The 21,854-nt window shown below is 36.8% G+C and carries 19 protein-coding genes and 1 riboswitch; of the genes, 2 read left to right on the top strand and 17 right to left on the bottom strand.

What is annotated here, in order from left to right; genetic code table 11:
* Positions 1-63 precede the first annotated feature (63 nt).
* Positions 64-2,784 (top strand): TonB-dependent receptor plug domain-containing protein, encoded by a 2,721-nt coding sequence (locus tag CJF12_RS09655; protein ID WP_034686381.1) that lies wholly within the window; start codon positions 64-66, stop codon positions 2,782-2,784.
* A 359-nt stretch (positions 2,785-3,143) separates the two neighbouring features.
* Here CJF12_RS09655 and tenA read toward each other — a convergent pair whose 3' ends face one another.
* The 17 genes from tenA to CJF12_RS09570 all read right to left on the bottom strand — a co-directional run bounded on the left by tenA (position 3,144) and on the right by CJF12_RS09570 (position 19,650).
* Positions 3,144-3,794 carry a thiaminase II gene (gene tenA, locus CJF12_RS09650; RefSeq protein ID WP_034686379.1) on the bottom strand — a complete coding sequence of 217 codons (651 nt, stop codon included), beginning with the start codon at positions 3,792-3,794 and terminating at the stop codon, positions 3,144-3,146.
* Complete coding sequence (gene thiD / locus CJF12_RS09645; RefSeq protein ID WP_034686377.1) at positions 3,781-4,614, bottom strand: bifunctional hydroxymethylpyrimidine kinase/phosphomethylpyrimidine kinase; 834 nt, start codon at positions 4,612-4,614, stop codon at positions 3,781-3,783. Before thiD ends, tenA begins: the two co-directional genes overlap by 14 nt.
* On the bottom strand, positions 4,611-5,240 hold the full coding sequence (gene thiE, locus CJF12_RS09640; RefSeq protein WP_034686376.1) for a thiamine phosphate synthase: 630 nt from the start codon (positions 5,238-5,240) through the stop codon (positions 4,611-4,613). The genes thiD and thiE overlap by 4 nt, the downstream gene beginning before the upstream one ends.
* A complete protein-coding gene (gene thiM, locus CJF12_RS09635) occupies positions 5,240-6,034 on the bottom strand; it encodes a hydroxyethylthiazole kinase (RefSeq protein ID WP_185097170.1) in 795 nt (264 codons plus the stop codon). The genes thiE and thiM overlap by 1 nt, the downstream gene beginning before the upstream one ends.
* Positions 6,035-6,094: 60 nt before the next feature.
* Positions 6,095-6,187, bottom strand: a riboswitch (TPP riboswitch).
* 58 nt (positions 6,188-6,245) lie between these two features.
* The gene (locus CJF12_RS09630) at positions 6,246-8,087 is read right to left on the bottom strand and encodes a carbon starvation CstA family protein (RefSeq protein WP_185097169.1); all 1,842 of its coding nucleotides are present in this window, start codon (positions 8,085-8,087) and stop codon (positions 6,246-6,248) included.
* A 234-nt stretch (positions 8,088-8,321) separates the two neighbouring features.
* On the bottom strand, positions 8,322-9,344 hold the full coding sequence (locus tag CJF12_RS09625) for an alpha/beta hydrolase (RefSeq protein WP_034686373.1): 1,023 nt from the start codon (positions 9,342-9,344) through the stop codon (positions 8,322-8,324).
* Positions 9,345-9,366: 22 nt separating this feature from the next.
* Positions 9,367-9,750: a DUF3037 domain-containing protein gene (locus tag CJF12_RS09620; protein ID WP_034686372.1), complete on the bottom strand. Its 384-nt coding sequence runs from the start codon at positions 9,748-9,750 to the stop codon at positions 9,367-9,369.
* Positions 9,737-10,510, bottom strand: a complete 774-nt coding sequence (locus CJF12_RS09615; protein ID WP_034686371.1) for a HipA family kinase — start codon at positions 10,508-10,510, stop codon at positions 9,737-9,739. The genes CJF12_RS09620 and CJF12_RS09615 overlap by 14 nt, the downstream gene beginning before the upstream one ends.
* 377 nt (positions 10,511-10,887) lie before the next feature.
* A complete protein-coding gene (locus CJF12_RS09610; RefSeq protein WP_034681200.1) occupies positions 10,888-11,487 on the bottom strand; it encodes a hypothetical protein in 600 nt (199 codons plus the stop codon).
* A 4-nt stretch (positions 11,488-11,491) separates the two neighbouring features.
* Positions 11,492-12,313: a flavin reductase family protein gene (locus tag CJF12_RS09605; RefSeq protein WP_034681202.1), complete on the bottom strand. Its 822-nt coding sequence runs from the start codon at positions 12,311-12,313 to the stop codon at positions 11,492-11,494.
* Between the two features lie 87 nt (positions 12,314-12,400).
* A complete protein-coding gene (locus CJF12_RS09600; protein ID WP_051887160.1) occupies positions 12,401-12,814 on the bottom strand; it encodes a GxxExxY protein in 414 nt (137 codons plus the stop codon).
* Between the two features lie 102 nt (positions 12,815-12,916).
* On the bottom strand, positions 12,917-14,164 hold the full coding sequence (fahA, locus tag CJF12_RS09595; protein ID WP_034681207.1) for a fumarylacetoacetase: 1,248 nt from the start codon (positions 14,162-14,164) through the stop codon (positions 12,917-12,919).
* 220 nt (positions 14,165-14,384) lie between these two features.
* On the bottom strand, positions 14,385-14,840 hold the full coding sequence (locus CJF12_RS09590) for a hypothetical protein (protein WP_034681209.1): 456 nt from the start codon (positions 14,838-14,840) through the stop codon (positions 14,385-14,387).
* Positions 14,841-14,913: 73 nt separating this feature from the next.
* Positions 14,914-16,044 carry a 4-hydroxyphenylpyruvate dioxygenase gene (hppD, locus tag CJF12_RS09585; RefSeq protein WP_034681211.1) on the bottom strand — a complete coding sequence of 377 codons (1,131 nt, stop codon included), beginning with the start codon at positions 16,042-16,044 and terminating at the stop codon, positions 14,914-14,916.
* A gap of 230 nt (positions 16,045-16,274) precedes the next feature.
* A complete protein-coding gene (locus CJF12_RS09580; protein ID WP_034681616.1) occupies positions 16,275-17,054 on the bottom strand; it encodes a hypothetical protein in 780 nt (259 codons plus the stop codon).
* A gap of 105 nt (positions 17,055-17,159) precedes the next feature.
* Positions 17,160-18,434, bottom strand: a complete 1,275-nt coding sequence (locus CJF12_RS09575; protein ID WP_034681213.1) for an acetyl-CoA hydrolase/transferase family protein — start codon at positions 18,432-18,434, stop codon at positions 17,160-17,162.
* A gap of 64 nt (positions 18,435-18,498) precedes the next feature.
* Positions 18,499-19,650, bottom strand: coding sequence for a homogentisate 1,2-dioxygenase (locus CJF12_RS09570; protein WP_034681214.1), 1,152 nt, complete (start codon positions 19,648-19,650; stop codon positions 18,499-18,501).
* A 118-nt stretch (positions 19,651-19,768) separates the two neighbouring features.
* On the opposite strand from CJF12_RS09570, the gene CJF12_RS09565 reads away from it, so the two are divergent.
* Positions 19,769-21,838 carry a TonB-dependent receptor plug domain-containing protein gene (locus CJF12_RS09565; RefSeq protein WP_034681215.1) on the top strand — a complete coding sequence of 690 codons (2,070 nt, stop codon included), beginning with the start codon at positions 19,769-19,771 and terminating at the stop codon, positions 21,836-21,838.
* Positions 21,839-21,854 lie beyond the last annotated feature (16 nt).

Raw genomic sequence — 21,854 nt, 5'->3', positions numbered from 1 at the left:
ACTAATAAATATGACATACATTTGCTCCTCAAAAAAAGTTAAAGAAATCTTAACATAAAATGTATGAAAAATAGAAAGACAATTTTTTCGGCTTCTGTTTTATTTTTCTTGGGAACATATGCTTATGCACAGGAAAAAGATACAGTAAAGACTGCCAATGTAGAAGAGGTAGTCATATTAGGATCTAGAAGCGGAGCCAGATCAAAAGTCGACAGCCCGGTTCCTGTGGATGTATTTAATATAAAAGAGTCGTCACTGGTTTTACCTCAGACGAACATTTCACAAATTTTAAACGCTATTGCTCCCTCATTTACTTCTACGGTTCAAACGAATTCGGATGGTACGGATCACCTGGACCCTGCACAGCTAAGAGGTTTAGGGCCGGATCAGGTTTTGGTTTTGGTCAATGGAAAAAGACGACATACTTCAGCATTGGTCAACGTTAACGGTACTCCGGGGCGGGGAACAGTAGGAACAGATTTAAATGCAATTCCGTCCTTTGCAATCAACCGGATTGAAGTATTGAGAGATGGTGCTGCTGCGCAGTATGGATCGGATGCAATTGCCGGAGTGATCAATCTTGGATTAAAAAGAGATACCGGTAAGCTGACCGGACAATTTACTTACGGTGGAAACCTGACACCAGCCGCTAATGACCATACTGGAAATTTTGACGGACAGAACTTTCAGGTTGATTTAAACTACGGAAACAAAATAGGGAAGAAAGGTGGTTTTTATAACATTACCTGGACTTCACAATTCAGAAATCCGACTTCCAGAGCCGGAACGGAAAGTGGGGCTATATTTAATGCTTATAATGCTATTGAAAAAAGGGCTTCAAATGATGGGGTTAATTTATCTTCTTTATTTACCAATATAGGAAACACTCCCAATTCTCAGCAGATTGTTAATTATATCCATCAGTATTCACAGGATGTGAACTATTTTTCACAGGATTTTCAAAATCAAATACAAGGAGCTAATACGATTGGAGCGTTGCAGGGGATTTTAGGAGCTAATGTAACGGATCAGGAACTAGCTTACAGAGGGTTAGACCGAAAAGATTTCAATATGCAGGTGGGACAGTCTAAGCTTAGCAACCATCAACTTTTTGCCAATATAGAGGTTCCTATTAATGATGACTGGAAGGTATATACTTTTGGTGGTTACAGTTTCAGACAAGGTACGTCCGGTGGTTTTTTCAGAAGACCGAACCAGAGTAGAACATTTACGGCTATTTATCCTAATGGCTATTTACCTCAGATAGCTACGGATATTCAGGATTTATCACTTTCTGCAGGAATTAAAGGAAACTGGGACGGATGGAATATTGATTTCAGTAATACTTTTGGACAGAACTCCTTTGATTACAATATTCAAAATACAGGAAATACGTCTCTGAGGTTTGCTTCACCAAGCGAATTTAGAGCCGGTGGTCTGAGATTCTCCCAAAATACAATTAACCTGGATTTTTCAAAAAAATATGATGTGTGGCAAGGGATTAATATCGCTTTCGGAGCTGAGCATCGTTATGAGAACTTTAAAATAACTGCAGGGGAAGAGGCATCTTATGCTACTTACGATGTCAACGGGAATGTATGGAATGGCACAACACAACGACCTACTGACTTTTTCGGAAACGCACTTCCGGGAGGGTCTCAGGTTTTTGGAGGGTTCCGACCGGAAAATGCTGTGAATAGAAACAGGCAGTCTGTAGCAGGATATGCTGATTTTGAATTCAACTTTACGGATTGGCTATTGGTTGATGCTGCCGCGAGGTATGAAAACTATTCGGATTTCGGGTCTACTTTCAACTATAAACTGGCATCAAGAGTTAAACTTGATAAAAATTTAAATTTGAGATTAGCCGGATCTACAGGTTTTAGAGCACCGTCTATTCATCAGATCTATTATAATGTAACTTCTACATTATTTACTAATAGTCAGCTTCTGGAAGTTGGAACATTCAGTAATGATTCACGAATTGCCGGATTATTAGGAATTCCAAAATTGAAACAGGAGACTTCTCAATCTGCGAGTGTAGGATTTACCTACAGAATTCCTTCTGTTAATTTAACCTTTACGGCAGATGGATATTTTACCAAAATTAAAAACAGAATTATTCTTACAGATCAATTTACCAGAGCAGCAGTTCCTGAAGATGCGAAAATTGCCTTTGATGAAGCAGGGGTAGGTGCAGGGCAGTTCTTTGCGAATGCTATTGATACGGAAACCAAAGGTTTGGATGTGGTGATTGCTCATAATGCAAGATTTTCTGATGTGAAGCTGGATAATAGCTTTGCCATGAATCTTAATCAGACCAGAAAAGTAGGCAATGTTCATTCATCAGGTTTATTAGAATCTGCTAATCTTGAAAATACTTATTTTTCTGAAAGATCAAGGGTATTTCTGGAAGAAGCTGTTCCAAGAGTGAAAGCGACTTTGTCCCATAGCTTATCTTGGAAGAACGCAAGTTTTTACCTGAGAAATACGTATTTCGGGAAAGTAACCGGCGCTGACCTGGTAGATGCTAATGGTGATGGAATTATTGGGCCTAATGAACATCAGATCATTTCTGATAGAGTAATTACTGACATTTCTGTGGCATATCAGTTTACCAAAAATGTAGGATTAACTTTAGGGGTGAATAACGTATTTGATATTTATCCAACCAGAAACCTTCCGGTATCTACTAATAACGATCAGTTTATTTACTCACGTTCTACTTCGCAGTTTGGACAGAATGGAAGGTACGTTTTCACGAGACTGAATTTTAATTTTTAATTATATCTGAAACTAAAAAAACGGATCCATTATTTTTGGATCCGTTTTTATTGATTGATGTTGTTTAAACTTATTTTAAAATAAACGACAAAAGTCACACAAAAGTTTTGACACTTAAGTTTATTTAAGTTATAAGTTTAATCTATATTTAAGTCCACTTAAGCTTTTTGAAAATCTTTGATTTTCATCTTATGTGAATTTTTTATACAGCTTTATTTTAAACTTGCTTAAGTGCACTAAAGTGTGTTTTAAAAAATATTTTCAATAAGAACTTTTATACTTTTTGTGGTCTAAAATAGGTGAAGTTTTTATGAAATATTAAAAAACTTAAACAGTTTTATTATATGATTAGGAGAGACTTATTCCCATTTCTTTAATTCATAAGCTGCTTCCCAGAAGTAATATTCCATTCTGGTTGCCATAATGAAAGCTTCTGACATTCTTTTTTTTGTTTCTTCTGTACTGTTTTCAGCAATGGTATCGCAGATTGAAATAGCCTGGTCTACGGCAGTGGAAAACTCTTCTCCTGCATAAGTAGCAATCCATTTTTCATAAGGATTGTTGATCGTATTTTGAGTTTGATAAATGTAATTACCAACCTCTCGGTAAATCCAGAAACAAGGGAGTACAGCTGCAACGGCAATCTCTACAGACTCAATAGCAGCGGTGCTTCTTAAAAAATGAATGTAATGATGGCAGGCAGGCTCTAAAATACCTTTGCCGGTAAGCCCGAAATCTTTAAAATAAGATTCGTGCAATGCATTTTCTACGACGATCGCATTTTCAGCAAACCTCATAAAAGCAAGCACATCCTGGAGATCATTGATTTTGGCTGCAATCAGCGACAACGTTCTGCCGAAATGTTCAAGATATAGAGAATCCTGAGCCATATAAAAACGGAATTTTTCCTGCGGCAAACTACCATCCGATAATTCTTTTATAAAAGGCATCTCCAGAATCGATTGATAACGTTCTTCTATTGCTTGCCAGGTTTGTTCAGACCATTTCATTTTTGATTAATTTTTGAGGATTAAAAAAGTGGTTAAGCGGACCATTTCCATGTCCTGTCTGTACGTCTTTGCCATGAGCGATGGCTTGATATACATATTGTTGTCCCAGAGAGACAGAATCATATAATGTTTTTCCCTGTGCCAGATATGCAGCTATTGCAGAAGACAGTGTACATCCTGAACCATGGGTGTTATTGGTTTTAAATTTGGTCGTTTCAAAAGAATGGTAATTTTCTTCTTCATCATAAAATAAAGAAGTAATGGTAGAGGTTTCCTGATGTCCGCCTTTAAGAAGTATACTTTTACAGCCCAGCTTTTTTATTTCTTTTCCAGCACTATACAGATCCTCAAGGGTTTCTACTTTCATATGGGCTAAAATAGCCGCTTCGTCCATATTCGGGGTGATAACATCAGCAATAGGAAAAAGTTTTTCCATAATAGCGGTAATGGTTTCCTCTTCAATTAACCGGTGCCCACTGGTTGCTACCATTACAGGGTCAAATACAATTGGTATTTTTTTGTATTTCCTTAAGGTGGAAACAATGGTTTCTACCAGTTGCGGAGTGTGGACCATTCCGATTTTAATGGCATCCGGAAAAATATCATCCAGGATGGCTTCGATCTGATCGGCTACAGCTTCCACGGGTATAGGGTATATTGTTCTTACTCCCTGTGTATTTTGTACCGGTAAAGCGGTCAGGACTGAAGTGGAAAAACAGCCCAATGCAGAGGCTGTTTTAATATCAGCCTGAATACCTGCGCCGCCACTTCCGTCGAAGCCTGCGATGGTTAACACTGAGGGATAGGTATACTTTTTCATTTTAAAATTTCATTTTTTAATTCATAAGCTGCTTTTTGAGGATCATCAGCACTGCATATAGCGGAGACTACCGCAATACAGTCGGCGCCGGCTTTAATGATTTCTCTTGAATTTTTCAGATGGATATTTCCTATAGCTACCAAAGGCTTTTCTGTAAGCTGTCTTATTTTTGTGATTCCATGAAGTCCCCATTCTGTTACGGTATCCGTTTTCGTGTCTGTCCTGAATACGGGACTTATTCCAAGGTAATCGGATACTCGGGTTTGCTCATTTTCAAGTTGGGAAAGGTATTCTACAGAATAACCAATGATTTTGTTCTGAATAAGTGGTCGCTGTCTCAACAGGGTAGGTGCAGTATCACTGTTCCCCACATGAATGCCTGCTGCATGTACTTGCTCGGTAACCATAATATGATCATTAATGATCAATGGAATATGATATTTATCCGTTATTTCGATAAGCTGTTGGGCTTTTCTGAGGAATTCGGTGTCAGAACTTTTTTTTTCTCTCAGTTGAATAATATCCACACCACCAAGTATGGCTTGTTCAGCAACTTCCACGAAGCTTTTTCCATGACAGTCAGCTTCGGAGATGACCAGATACAGCTGATAGGGAAAAGAATTCATTATCGTTCTATCTTTAAATGGCTGGTAAATTCTTCTTCACTCATGTTGTATAGCTTATCAGTCAGGTTGAGCTGAAGACTTCCTGGTCCTTTGCTTTCCTGAGATGCTAATTCCCCTGCTATACCTATTAACGCCATTGCAGCAGTCACAGCTAAGGTTTTGTTTTCTGTAACTCCGATAAATGCTCCTATAAGTGCGGTAGCAGAACAGCCAAGCCCTGTGACTTTGGTCATCATCGGATGTCCGTTTTTAATGAAAAGAGTTTGTTGAGAATCTACTATAATATCTGTTTCACCGGAAATACAGACAATTCCATGGTGTTGGCTGACGATATTCTGTGCGGCACCAATGGCTTCATTACTCTGAGCAGTACTATCTACTCCTTTAGTAGCTGTTGTATTTGCCTTAGCCAATGCAATAACTTCTGACGCGTTGCCTCTGATAACTGTCGGCTTATATTGTAATAACTGATTTAAAATACCATCCCGGAAAGAAGTTGCTCCGGCTCCTACAGGATCTAAGACCCAGGGTTTGCCGATTGAGTGAGCCTCTTTAGCTGCCATCAGCATTGCTTCTGCCCAGTATTCGTCAAGCGTACCAATATTGATGACCATAGAATGGGCAATATTGATCATTTCGGGGATTTCAGATTTTGCATGAGACATGATTGGAGAGGCTCCTACGGCCAGAAGAGCATTGGCTGTATTGTTCATGACCACATAGTTGGTGATATTATGAACCAGAGGAGATTTTTGTTTGACAAGCTGTACTTGTTCCCAAAGCATTTTTTCCATTGTTATTGATTAAAATAAATAGCTTCAGGAAAAAATCCAAAACAAAAGGTACATTGTCAATAATGTCTTTTTGCTTTTCCCTACGTCGGTGTAAGCCGTATCAGGTTCAAAGGGACTCTCTCAATTCTTTTTAGAATACCCCTAAAGCAAAACAAATGTATGAAAAATATAAGATCGGGCAAAATGCCGGCAGGCTCTTAACTCATAGCTTTCATCTTTCCACAAGTTCTTTGACACTTTCTCCATAAAAGTCAGTTTCAGATTTCGTAATTTTCAAAAGTTCATACCACTTCCTAAAGGCTCCGATAAATACCACGAGCATCAATACCATGGCAACTACGGCCAGTGTTGCCAGTAAGTATTGCCCTTTGGGAATATAGATATCTGTCACCTGAATATAACCTGCCCAGAAAGTAATGATTGCCATAAAAACACCTGGAATAGCTGAACATAGGGCATACTTTCCACGATTCAGGCGGATAAGCATTGTGGTACATACAATTAATCCACAGGCAGCCAGAAGTTGATTACTGATTCCGAATAGCGGCCAGATACTACTTACATTACCTGTAAATACAAGATATCCCCAAGCGAAAGTAAAAAGAAGGCTGCTGATAATAATTCCCGGAGTCCAGTTTTTATCATTGAACTTTGGAATGACAGAGCCCAGCATCTCCTGTAAAAAGAAACGGCCTACTCTCGTTCCCGCATCAATAGCAGTAAGGATAAATACGGCTTCAAACATAATGGCAAAATTATACCAATAGGCCATCAGCTGATCCATATATGGAATTTTATTAAAGATATGAGCCATTCCTACGGCTAAGGAAACGGCGCCCCCTGTTCTGCCATGTAGGTCAATTCCTATTTTCTGAGAGAAATAATCGATATCTACACCATGAAGAGAAGGATGTGCAGCGAGGAAGGCATCATAAGATTCTTTTGGAGTATTGATTGCAAAATAATCACCCGGCATCAGGGTACAAGCTGCTATTAATGCCATCAGTGCAACAAATCCTTCAACCAGCATAGCACCGTATCCTACAAACAGGATTTCTCTTTCTTTGTTCAGCATTTTTGGAGTAGTTCCGGTTGCAATCACTGCATGGAATCCGGAAATGGCTCCACAAGCAATAACAATAAAGATAAACGGAAGTACCGGGCCACCAATTACAGGGCCGCCACCGTTTACAAACTGAGTAAGTGCAGGCATTTGTATGGTTGGATGAATAACAATAACGCCGATAGCGAGCATGATAATCGTTCCGATTTTCAAATAAGTAGATAAGTAATCTCTTGGTACTAATAAAAGCCATACCGGTAACACAGAAGCTAGAAAACCATATAAAGGAATTGCTATTGAGATCGTTGTGATGTCCCATGAGAACAGGTTGTTCATGGTTTCATTTTGCATCAGGTTGTGGCCTCCGATAATTCCAGCGATCAAAAGAACGCCACCTAAGATACTGGCAAAAGTCACACTGTTTTTTCGGTAACGCATGATGAGTCCCATGATAATGGCAATAGGCATGGTAATGACTACTGTAAATAGAGACCATGATGCCTCATGCATGGCATTGATACAGGCCAGGGAGAGTCCTGCCAATGTAAGGATCAGAATAAATAAAATGGCAAATCCGGCAACTGTTCCGGTTGTTTTTCCAATTTCTTTAGATGCTATGGTTGCTAAACTTTGTCCTTTATGGCGTACCGATGCAAATAACACTACCATATCATGCACTCCTCCTCCTAATACACATCCGATTAAAATCCATAAGGCTCCGGGAAGATATCCGAATTGAGCGGCAAGGACAGGTCCAACCAAGGGGCCTGCGGCAGCAATGGCCGCAAAATGATGCCCAAAAAGGACATTTTTATTGGTTGCTACATAGTCTTTGCCATCTGCAAATTCCAATGCCGGAGTTGTATTCTTATCATTAAGCCTCAGTACTTTGTTAGCTAAAAAAATTCCGTAGAAGCGATAGGCTATTGCGAAAATAAGAATGGAAGTAAAAACTAAAGTTAATGCATTGATGTTATTTAGGAAATCCATAGCATTCTGTTTTTTTATAAATAAATAATGTTTTTTTTAGGTCTTTCTGTTTTAAATAATTTAAACATTTGCCAAGTTAATTATTTTGTGAATAAAAAATACAGATATGTATAGCAATTTAGCAAATTTATAAATATTTCAATTTTTTAAATATTGAAATACAGATATTTGCGTCCTTTTTTGAATTGTTGTAAATATATTTTTAATATCAAACTACTCTTGACTCTATAGGGTTTACTTTTTCTGTGAAATAATAAAACGAACCATCTCATCAACCAGCTGATCAAGATAGGCCTGGTTTGTGGTTCTGAACCCATGATCGCCTCCATCAACTATAGTTAGCGTATTCTTTACACCTTCATTAATAAGTTTATGGTGGAGTATTTTAGATTGGTGTAAAGGGACAATTTTGTCTCTATTGCCTTGTAATATTAATGTAGGGGTTGCTGAACCGACATAGCTTACAGGAGATATCGTTTCAAAATATTCGATGATTTTTCTTTTATCTTTATTGATATCATACCCCGAAATTCCGAGAATCAGCTTTTCCCTGAGATCTACAATTTTTTTTGAGAACAGACTTACAATAAAAGCACCTACTTTTCCTACACGGGTTTTGAGGAGTTTATTAAGATCGGTTGGCCCGAAATTATTGACTACATAATTTACTTTTGCAGAATAGGAAGACAACTCAGGATCTCCAATAAATTCATTGTCCTGGGTATACGCTGAGAGTAATGAAAGATGGGCTCCGGCTGAAGTTCCGAAAAGGCCTATATTATTGGTATCGAAATGATATTTTTCTGCATTTTTTCTTACCCATCTTATCGCATCCTTAGTATCCTGAACAGGCAAAGGAAAATGAACATCTTTACTGACCAAGGTGTAGTTGATGCTGATTACTGCATATTGCTGTTCTACTAATTTCAAAATTGTACTTTCAACATAGTTATTCGCACGGATTATTTTATCACCTTCCACCCAGCCTCCGCCATGAATATAGATCAGAACCGGGAATTTTTCAATTGAATTTCCTTTGGGACTATAAATATCTAAAGCAACTGAATGACCATTACCATTGGTTTTATAAACTATATTTTCTGAAACATTGGTTTTTTCAAAAAGCTGTATGCTCTTTTTCTTCTGTATAGTAACAGGATCTTGTGCAAACCCCCAATTAGAAAGTCCTAGGAATACAATAAAAAACAGGTTTAGAAAAAACCTGTGTAGTAATGTATGGTCAGTAGATAATTTCATACGCTATTTTTTAGATTGAGTGCTATTTTACTAACTCCTCAAAAAGTTTACCAAAAGTCTTTTCCAGATCTTTGGATTTACCTGGATGAGGTCTTGAGGTCTGGATTACTGAACTTCGTACAGCTATTAGCCACCGGAAGCGTTCAGGGATATCCAGTAAAGCTATAGGACCTCCTTCTTTATCTCCATTGGCAATTTTTTTAAAGCTTTCCATATTTTGAACGATGTCATCATAATCCAGCTCATTATGCATCAGGTTGAATTTATCGCGACATAAATGAAAATCCACTTTGATAAATTTCTCTTTCTTTGAAAACATCACCAGCCCAATGTTGAAAAATTCTTCTCTTTCAACTTTGGGTACCAAACGTATAACGGCGTATTCGTATATTTTATCCTCTTGCATTTTTCGCTTCGTTTACAAAGATTTGTGAATTCTCCAGTCTTGTTTTCATAAATTGGAAATATACCTCCCGGATCTCTTCAGGGGTTTCGTCGGCATCGTCCCAATGCAACCAATCGTCCGGTATTAAATTGACAATTTGCCTGAATATTGTATCGTTCAATACCTCATGTGCCCAGCGGTCAGCTTCATCCAGCTTGGTTGCTTTGGGAAGTAGAACGTGATCCTTTACATACTTAAAAGGGGTTTTGGCTGCGGCATCAAAGTTTTGCCATGAGTGATGAAAGTAAAATGAAGCTCCGTTGTCTATTACCCAAAGCTCTTTATGCCACATCAATAGATTGGTGTTTTTATAGGTCCGGTCGATATTGGTGATAAAGGCATCCAGCCAGACAATCTTTGAAGCTAAAAGGGGATCAATGACCACTCCGGGATCATAAGTAATCGAACCTGAAAGATAATGAAGTCCTAGATTGAGACCTTCTGAAGACTTCAATAAATCCTGAATCTCTTCATCGGCTTCTGTTCTTCCAAAATCAACATCAAGGTTAATGAAAACCAGTTCCGGAATTTTTAACCCCAAAACTTCGGTTATTTTGCCTCCCAAAAGCTCTGAGATCAACATTTTAACACCATGGCCTGCACCACGGAATTTTAATACATATTTGAAGTCGTCATCAGCTTCAGCCAGAGCAGGAAGAGATCCTCCTTCCCTTAATGGCAGAATATAACGCATTACAGTGACTGTTCTTAAATCCAACATACCGCAAAAATAAGATTTTTAATGATGTCTTAAATAATCAGATTAAAATAAAGCTTTGTCTTTATTCTTAATTTTAATATTTTTTTTAAAAAAAGGGAAAAGATTTATTTTATATTTTTAAACCATCTTTTAGACACCTTTTTTGACTTCATTCTTAGTGGTCAATTTAATCAGGAATTAGGTGGTCAATATCACTGGAATTTACAATAATCCCCAGAAATTGTTGAGTTTGCTGGAAACCATGTTTCATATTAATTTAGAAAACATAAATAAAGAGTTGCTCATCAGAAAATTTAACGAAGAAATAGGATTAAACAATTAAAAATAAAAAAGCTGGTTTGTTAATAAACCAGCTTTTTTATTAAATGATATTGGGGTTAGCTTTTAACAGCATTCTTTTTTATTGATTTTAATAAACTTCTGAAGTTTTTCATCGTCATCATTTCTGAAGTTGGCGTAAAAATCGTCACCTTTTCACCTTTTTCAACGGAGACCAGGGATGAAGCTTTAAAAGAATAAACTTTCTTCATCGTCCGAATATCATAAACGTCCATGATTGCGGAAGTTTCATTCCTTTGATAGGTAAATTGTTCTCCTGCACCACTTGTATCAAGGTCATTTCTAACTTTTATCGTAGAGATATTAACCAGAAAGTTAAAATCACTGGTGTTTTTCAAAGTTTCCAGATCTTCATTTTCAGGTTGAAAAGGAATGTTGTCCTGTATAATGTTTTGTGATTTGGCCATTTGAAGTGTATAAGCCTGACCATTACTCAATTCATTAAAAAGCTTGAGCGTTTCTTTATCCATCATTTCTCTGTGATGAGAATCCACACCTGTACGGATGGTGTTGATCAGCCATTTCTGGTCTTTTGAAAAAACAAGGGATTTGCTGTAAATACCGTAATCTTTTTTTACCGGGTAATAGCATGATTGCAATGCAAACAGGATCAGTAATAAAGCTAGATATTTTTTCATACGCTTAAAGTATTAAGATATTCCAGGCTTCTTCAATATTGTTTTTTAATAAGAGCTCCTGGGCTTTTTTATGAATAGTTTCATCTGCATGGCAGTTTTCTGAAGGCAGGACTTCTACATTAGCAAGCATTCCGAGATCATTTCCTGTAAATATTTTGCTGTATTTGATTACATCAGGAAGAAGATCAAAGCCGATTCCTTTGGTAACCAAAGGTTTGGGAACCTCAAAGAGGTTATTTTCATTATTTCTGGAATACCAGTTTCCACCTAATCGGGCCACCATATCCAGTTTTTTCTGATCAAGATTACCTTGTTCATCGAGGTATTCTTCTCTGATATGAATTTTTTGTACTTCACAAATAATCAGGTTTCCTGCGCCCCCCTGATCCCCCAGAGATTTTACTTCTAAAACCTTACATTCGAAATTAGCCGGGCATTCTTCAATCAACTTAGGTTGTACCACATGCGCATCTTTCATTGTAAGGCCGGATTTGATAAACTCATTCACGCCTCCTGCATACTCTGTGGAAGCCAATGAGATCTGTTGTACTATTGGAAAATTAACGGTACCGATCACCACTTCCGGAACTTCCAGAATATTTTCAAGTGTATGTTTTGTTGTATTGTCCCGAACTCTCCTGGATGGAGAAAAGATTAAAATCGGTGGAATTGTACTGAACATATTGAAAAAGCTGAAAGGAGATAAATTGATCGTACCATTTTTATCTACTGTTGAAGCTAAGGCAATAGGTCGTGGAGAAACTGCAGTCTGCATAACGGTCTGCAATTGAACGGGTGTTATTTCAGATGGGATAACTGTTTTCATATTTTTTTCTCTTTAACACTTGAGCGACTTTAGTTTTTTGATTTCGTTTTAGAAAGAACACTTAAGTTTTTGAAAATCTAAAGATTTTCATTCTTTTGGGAGTTCTTGAAAAATTTTAGAAACAAAAGACTCATATCCTTTATGGTAAAGATTCATTACATTGAAGTTTATCAGAATTGATCGAGGTACTTTTAGAAGATTCATATAATTCATAGTTTGGGCTTTATGAATTTGATGAATTTCAGCAACAGACTTTAATTCCAAAACGATTAAATCTTCAATCAAGAAATCGCATTTTAATTTACAATTTATATATTCTCCTTTATAGGAAAATGGGATTTCAAGTTCACTTTTGTATTTTAAACCCAATAGATCAAATTCTTTCTCTATGCATTGATGATAAACTTCTTCATATAATCCTGGTCCTGCAAGTTTATGAACTTCTATACAAGCTCCAACAACTTTATAAGAAAGATCATTGATGTATTTTTGAGTAATCATAATGACGAATAAATAAAAATCTTTAGATTTTTTAAAAACTAAAGTGAACTGAATTTTACCATAGTTATTTTAACTTAAAGAAACTTAAGTGTTAAATGTTTTTTATAAAGTTGGAATAATTTTACCGGATACTTCACCGAAACCTACTCTGATACCATCCTTTTCAGCCCACGCTTTCATGGTAACCGTATCGTTATCTTCAATGAACTTTCTTTCCTGGCCGTTGTTTAGTTGGATAGGATTTTGTCCTCTCCAGGTTAGTTCAAGCATGGAACCGAATGATTTCGGATCACTTCCTGAAATAGTACCACTTGCATACATATCACCAACCTCTACGTTACATCCGTTTATGGTATGATGAGCTAATTGCTGTGTCATATTCCAATACATGAATTTATAATTGCTTTCAGAAATTAAATTTTCTTCACCGTTTTCAGGCTGTAGGTATACTTCAAGGTTGATATCGTAATTTTTATCACCTTCAAATTTCAGATAATCTAAAACTTCAGGATCCTGTTTTGGAGAAGCCGTTCTGAATGGTTCTAAAGCTTCCAGGGTAACTACCCAGGGAGAAATAGAAGAACCGAAGTTTTTGGCCAGGAATGGCCCTAATGGAACATATTCCCATGCCTGAATGTCTCTTGCAGACCAGTCGTTGAAAACAACCATTCCGAAAATAGCATCCTCTGCATCTTTTGTGGAAATACTTTCACCCATCTCAGTATTTTTATTGATGATAAAAGCCATTTCTAATTCGAAATCCAGCTGCTTACAAGGTCCGAAGATTGGCTTTTCAACATCTGCAGGTTTCATCTGGCCTTTCGGGCGGTTAATTTCCGTTCCTGAAACAACAATAGAGGAGGCTCTGCCGTGATATCCTACCGGTAAATGTTTCCAGTTGGGTAATAAAGCATTAGCCGGATCACGGAACATTTTACCTACATTCGTTGCATGTTCTATACTGCTGTAAAAATCCGTATAATTCGGAATATGGATAGGCATCATCATTTTTACTTTATCAAGATCGTAGAAAGCATCTTCGATGGTTTTCTGATCTTTTGATAAAATAGAACCTTCTTGTAACAATTCCTGGATTTTAGCACGAACAGCATTGGTTACGGGCTTTCCCAGCTCGATAAATTCATTTAGGGTATAGGCTTCGAAGATATTGTCGTCAAGACCTTCAATATTTTCAAAATAGCCAAGATCATATAAGGTTGCCAGATCAACAATCTGATCACCGATTCTTGTGCAACATCCGATATATTCTTTGTTGAAAACTGCTACTCCGAATGGAATATTATATATGGAAAAGTCTGAATTTGAGGAGTACTCTACAAATGATTTCATAAGATTGTAATTTAATTGAGATTAATAAATCTGTTAAAATTGTATGTTTCAATATCTCGGGTAGCCGCAGCAGAAAAGCTAAGTTTTCAAACTATATATTTTTAAACTCATTAACGTCCATAAATGGGTATATTATGGGGTTTCTTCAATGTTGAGATATTAAATAAATTACCTTCTCACTACGCTCTCCGCAATAACGAGCGCCCTCAAGATATGTATATTATTTTTTTGAATAAGAGGCTTCATCGATCCACCTGTCTTTGGTATTAACATCAATCAGGTAAAGAATATTATCCTGTTGGGTTAATAATAAAGTCTTGGTCACCGGCATTGGAATTTTTTTGCCTTCCAGAACATTTGCTCTTAAAGAAACGATATTTTTTTTCCTGATAATATCGCCGGTGAAAACATTAGAGCTGCTTTCTCCTGTTGCTTTATCATCGAAAACCTCTACATAGGTAGCATCATTTCCTTTGATGATAATAAAATCACGTTCTGTATGATCTTCAAAATCTTTAATAAATATAAACTTTTTGTTGTCAATATTTACGTTTTCCAAATGTTGATTAATGCCTTTTCTTGCTTCAAGTCTGTTAAGAATTTCATTAAGCGTTCCATATTGAGCTTTTAGGCCTAATGTACTTAACAATAAAATTCCAAATGCTATTTTTTTCATATGAATATGTGTTTATAAAAAAGTTTTGCCAAGACTTGACATCCTGACAAAACTTAGTATTGATATCTGAGGATTAAAGATTACCTCTTTTTTCCTGTTCTCTTTCAAGAGCTTCAAATAACGCTTTGAAATTACCTGCACCAAAACTTTGTGCACCATGTCTTTCTATGATTTCAAAGAAAAGAGTAGGACGGTCTTCCACAGGCTTGGTAAAGATTTGTAAAAGGTATCCTTCTTCATCATGATCAATCAGGATTCCTAAATCTTGTAATTTCTTAAGATCTTCATCGATATGGCCCACTCTTTCCGGAACCATGTCGTAGTATGCTTCTGGTGGAGCAGAAAGGAACTCTACACCACGTTTTTTCAATTCTGTTACAGTATGAATAATATCTCTTGTAGCAACAGCAATATGCTGTACACCTTCTCCTTCGTAGAAATCAAGATATTCTTCCACCTGGGATTTTTTCTTTCCTTCTGCAGGTTCGTTAATCGGGAATTTAGCGTATCCGTTTCCGTTGGACATTACCTTAGACATCAAAGCAGAATATTCTGTATTGATCTGCTTATCATCAAAAGAAAGGATATTCACGAATCCCATTACTTTTTCATACCATTCTACGGTAGGGATCATTCTGTTCCAGTCTACGTTACCTACACAGTGATCTACGTATAGAAGACCTGTTTCTTCAGGCTGGTAATCACTTTCCAATTTTTCATATCCAGGCATAAAAGGACCTGTATAATTTTTTCTTTCTACAAACATGTGAACGGTCTCTCCATAGGTATAGATTCCGGACATTTTCACTTCGCCATGTTCATCCGTCAATGTTACCGGCTCTAAATAAGGTTTTCCACCTCTTTTGGTAGTTTCTTCAAAAGCTTTGTAAGCGTCATCCACCCAAAGTGCTAAAACCTTTACTCCATCTCCGTGTTTTTTTACATGTTCGCTTATTGGCGACTCAGAGGTAAGACCAGTCGTTAAGATTAATCTTATTTTTCCCTGTTGAAGAACATAAGATGCACGGTCTCTAACTCCTGTTTCAGGACCAGCATATGCTACAGACTGAAAACCAAAAGCGGTTTTATAAAAATGAGCAGCCTGTTTAGCATTTCCTACATAAAACTCAATGTAATCTGTACCATTAATTGGCAAAAAATTCTCTGCTTGAGCAATTTTTTCGGCAAATGTAAGTGTTGACATATTTTCTCTTTACTTTTATTTTTATTGGTATGCAAATTACAAAAATCTTAGAGATGGCAAAAGTATTAATGGGAAATCCTCCCGGACCGTTTATATAAACTTAAAGAAAAGTTCGTTTAAGTATATTTAAGTTTGTTATTTTAGGATTTAGATGTATATTTTTGTTAATACAAAGACAAGTGGAAGAAAAATATTTTCGAAAATTTGAAAGCCGTAGAATTCTACGGCTTTCATTTTTTTGTATTGAGTCGTCCGGCTTCCGGATTATAATTGTCCCATATTTTCCAGGTATTATCTATTTTGCGGATGAAATAAATCTGAGTATTGAGTTGGTTGACAAAATGCTCTTCACCTGTTTCACCTACTTTAAATAAAAGGTTCCAAAATTCCTGAGATTCCAGTATTTTCTTATCGGGTTCATCCGTTACCATGTGGATATCGAAAACTTCAAAATTAGACCGGTTGTTCTTGGTAATAAGCTCGAATTTTCTATCACATAATTCTTTGCTGAATTGAGTTGCTCTTTCTAAAAACGGGGAATCATCAAAGACCAGGTCTTTAAAGATTTCCGGATTATGTTCTGGGAATTTCTTGTAAAATTCAAAAGCGGTGGAGCAGTAATCATGAACCATTTTACTGAAAAACTCTTCCTCTTCCGATTGATTATCCTGTTTCTTTTCCCGTATAAAACGGATATATGAATTCAGATCCTTAAATCCTAAAAAGATGCATATTTTATCCAGTGTTTTAAGAAAGCGCAGGTCATTATGAGTCTTGTCCTGATAATCATTTTCAAAAAAACGCTGCAGTGTAACATGTGAAATAGTATTTCCTACTTCAAATTTTTTTCCTCCTTTTAATTCTTCGGATCCGGATAGTTCATCTTTAATGATTTCGGAAAGGATAATATAATGACTTCTTTTCCACTCACTAACTTTTCCTAAAACAGAATTCTTGACCTTAGAATGTTTTGTTATTTCTTCTCTGATTGAATTATATATGGTTTTCAATGTCCAAACTTTAAAAGGATTTATCAAAAATACTGCCAAAGCTTTCCATCCCTTTATCTGAGGCTTTTCTTAAAAGCACCTATTTATTTTGCAGGATCTGTTTTTTTAATGTTTAAATCTTTCAAAAGCAGCTTTTTCCAACATCTCTCTATCATCAGGATGCGCGATACTAATCAACTCCTGAGCTCTTTGACGAAGGTTTTTCCCATACAAATAAGCTGTTCCGTATTCAGTAACTACATAATGAATGTGCCCTCTCGTCGTAACTACTCCGGCACCCTGCTTAAGGAAAGGAACAATTCTGGAAATTCCCTTTTTGGTTCTGGAAGTTATAGCGATAATCGGTTTACCGTCTTCACTTAATGCAGCACCTCTCATGAAGTCCATTTGCCCTCCGATACCACTGTATTGTAATGTTCCTATGGAGTCTGCACAAACCTGGCCTGTCAGATCAATTTCAATGGCAGAATTGATGGCTACCATCTTTTTGTTACGCATGATATTGATAGGGAAATTGACGTCACTTACATCTTTGAAAGAAAACACGGTATTGTCATCTACATAATCGTAAAGCTTTCTGGTTCCAAAGCAGAAGCTGGTAATGGTTTTGTTGTCATTATAGCCTTTGTATTTGTTATTAATGACATCATTCTGAATTAGATCAATAACCCCGTCGCTTAGCATTTCAGTGTGAATTCCTAAATCTTTGTGATTGCCCAGACATTTTAAAACAGCGTCAGGAATTGTTCCGATACCCATTTGAAGTGTAGATTTATCATCAATAAGCTCTGCGACATTTTTCCCAACCAGCATTTCTTCAGGACCTACCTTTGAACCATAATCTACAGTAGGAAGTTCTTCTTCATGCCATACCAACTTGTTTATTCTGCTGATGTGGATCATACCGTCTCCGTGTGTTCTTGGCATTAACGGATTGACAATAGCCACGATTAATTTAGCAGTATCTACTGCTGCTCTGGCAACATCTACGGAAGTTCCCAAAGTACAGAATCCATGCTGATCCGGGGGAGACACTGTGATCAGCGCTACATCCAGAGGTAAAATATTTTTTCTGAATAATATGGGAATCTCACTTAAGAAAACAGGTACAAAGTCTCCTCTTTCCGAATTGACTGCGTCACGTACCGGTGTAGAAACAAATAAAGAGTTAACGAAAAAGTGATCTTTATACTGAGGTTTGGCAATTTCAACATTTCCTTGCTGGGTAATGGAAACCATTTCAACATTTTCTAGTCTGTGTGATTGTCTTGCTAGTTCATCAATAAGGTAATTGGGAGTACATGCACTTCCGTGAAAAAATACACGATTCCCGCTTTTTACTGTATATACGGCTTCCTCTGCACTTATATAATTGTACATATTAAATTTTTTGAAATAATATTTATTCTGATTCTTAGTCAGAATCTTTAGGTGTTTTTTCTGTCTATTCCAACCAGGAAGTTTTATAAGATGGGTCTTCTACTTTCATAGCTTCCTCTGTGATTTTTAAAGGACGGAAAGGATCTACCATTACGGCATATTCTTCGGTGAATTTTTTACCGATACTTCTTTCCATAGCGCCAGGGTGAGGACCGTGAACAACTCCTCCAGGGTGAAGACTGAAATCCATCAGGTCCACATGGTTACGACTCATAAAGTCTCCTTCCGTATAGAATAAAACCTCATCTGAATCGATATTGGAATGATTGTAAGGTGCAGGAATGGCTAGCGGGTGATAATCATACATTCTTGCACAGAATGAACATACCACGAAGTTATGTCCTTCAAAATTTTGGTGAACGGGAGGTGGTTGATGAATTCTCCCGGTAATCGGCTCGAAGTTTTTGATATTAAATTTATAAGGGTAAAAATAACCATCCCATCCTACGACATCAAACGGATGTGTTGCATAGATGAAATCGGTAATTTGATTTTCTTTTTTTACTTTGATCAGAAACTCTCCTTTTTCGTCCTTAGGTTCAACGAAAGTAGGGGCGATAATGTCGCGTTCGCAGAAAGGAGAGTGCTCCAAAAGCTGACCGAATTCATTTCTGTATCTTTTGGGAGTGTATAATGGTGAATGGCTTTCAAGTACGAAGAAGACCATATCGTCAGAGGTAAGCTCAACCTGGTAAATAGTTCCTCTTGGAATGATCAGGTAATCTCCTTTAGAGAAAGCTAAATTTCCAACAAATGTCTTCAATGTCCCGGTTCCTTCATGAACGAATAAAAGTTCATCGCATTCCGCATTTTTATAGAAGTATTCCATAGATTTTCTAGGCTTGGCCAATCCCATTTTCAGATCGTTATTCATCAAAAGAATTTTACGGCTGTCCAGAAAATCATCTTCAGGAGTTACATTCACTCCCTTAAACATTCTTGGAGTTACATTTTTCTCCACTGCGATTTTAGGAGTGACATCTTTCGCTTCTCCAATTGATTTTATTTGGGTAGGGCGATGGATGTGGTAGAGTAAAGAAGAAATTCCATGAAAACCCTCAGTTCCGAAAAGTTGTTCATAGTAGAATTTATCATCAGGAGATTTAAAAATCGTATGTCTTTTCTGTGGGATATTCCCGGCTTGATTATATCTCATTTTTACCTTTATATTTTCTCAAATTTAATAAATTTTGACGAATTAATTTCTACGATATTTATCATTAAGTTTTTTGTTTCGAAAATAATTGTTAGATTTGCCTAACAATTATTATTTCATGAAGCGAATATTATTTTCTGTCATTCTTTTATCCTCTTATTGTTTTTCTCAGGAAACGGATAGCCTGCACATCAAAAAAGATCTGAAACAGGATTCTGCAGCTATTCCTAAAAAAGAGATTAAAACGAAATTAATTGATGATGTGGTTGTTACCGGAACTATAAAACCCATGAGCAGGTCTAAAAGTCCGGTAGCAGTAGAGATTTATAGTCAAAAGTTTTTTCAGAAAAATCCGACTCCTAGTATTTTTGAAGCGATCTCTATGGTTAACGGAGTGCGTCCTCAACTAAACTGTTCTGTTTGTAATACGGGAGATATCCATATCAACGGGCTTGAAGGACCTTATACGATGATTCTTATTGATGGAATGCCAATTGTAAGTTCTTTATCAACGGTGTACGGCCTGAGTGGAATTCCGAATAGTCTGGTTGATAGAATAGAAGTGGTAAAAGGCCCGGCTTCTTCCATTTATGGCTCTGAAGCTATGGGTGGGGTGATCAACATCATTACAAAGAATGCCTTAACAGCTCCGAAATTAAGTGTGGATGTCATGACAAGCACCTGGAGTGAAAATAATGTAGATCTTTCTACAAAATTCAATTTTGCTGAAAAAGTAGCTTCATTACTGAGCTTGAATTATTTTAATTTCACTCAGAGAATAGATCAGAATAAAGATAATTTTACGGATGCTACTTTACAAAATAGGATTTCAGTTTTTAACAAATGGAATTTTCAGAGAAAAGAAAACCGGCTTGCAAGCTTAGCACTTCGTTATTTGTATGAAGACCGATTTGGTGGAGAAATGCAATGGAACAGATCGTATAGAGGCAGTAATCAGGTCTATGGTGAAAGTATTTATACAAATCGAGTAGAAGCGTTGGGGCTGTACCAGTGGCCGTTGAAAGAGCAGATTATTACCCAATTCTCGTATAATTATCACAATCAGGATTCTTTTTATGGAACCAATCCATACGATGCCCAGCAAAAAGTAACTTTTGTTCAAACGTATTGGGATAAGACTTTTGGAAATCACGATTTGATTTTAGGCGTTACTTTTAAGAAGACATTTTATGATGATAATACTCCCGGAACTTCATCAGCGGATGGTTTAATCAACCAACCCATGAAATCCCCGATTCTGGGAGCTTTTATACAGGATCAGTGGGAAATCAATCCCAAGAATACGTTGCTGCTTGGGTACCGTTATGATTATGATAAAATTCATCATTGGGTTCATTCACCCAGGTTTGCCTGGAAATTTTCGCCCAATCCTTACCATACACTGAGATTTAATTTTGGAACCGGTTTTAGGGTGGTTAATTTATTTACCGAAGATCACGCAGCATTGACAGGTTCTCGTGAAGTAGTGATCAAGTCTGATTTAAAACCTGAAAGGTCAGTCAATGGAAATTTAAATTACATATGGAAAATTCCGGTTGGTAACCGGTTGGTCAATCTGGATGCTTCCGCATTCTATACCTATTTTAGTAATAAAATTGTAGGGGATTTTGATACAGATCCGGGTAAGATTATTTATGATAATCTGCGTGGTTATGGTATCTCCAGAGGGGCTTCTTTAAATGTAGATTTCAGCTTTCATTTTCCTTTAAGTGTTAATCTGGGAGTCACCTATCTGGATGTATATCAAAAACTGGATGATCAAAATGAAAAGATTCAACAATTGCACGCCCCGAAGTGGAGTGGAACTTATAATTTAACATATAAATTCCCGAACTCCCTAACGGTAGATTTCACAGGACAGTTTTACGGTCCTATGAGATTGCCGGTATTACCGAATGATTTCCGCCCTGAATATTCTCCATTTTATTCTTTGGCTAATATTCAGGTTTCCAAAAGCTTTAAATCCGGTTTTGAAGTCTATTGCGGAATTAAGAATCTCTTTAATTTTACTCCAAAAGATCCTTTGATGAGGCCGTTCGATCCTTTTAATCAGCATGTAGATGATCCTGTTAACAATCCGAATGGGTATACTTTTGATACGGCTTATGGGTATGCGCCTATGCAGAGTATCAGAGGCTTTTTAGGAGTTAGATATACTTTAAGATGAAAATATTTTTAATTTT

Source organism: Chryseobacterium piperi, from assembly GCF_002285635.2.
Lineage (GTDB): Bacteria > Bacteroidota > Bacteroidia > Flavobacteriales > Weeksellaceae > Chryseobacterium > Chryseobacterium piperi.
This window is presented reverse-complemented; position numbering and strand designations above follow the sequence as displayed.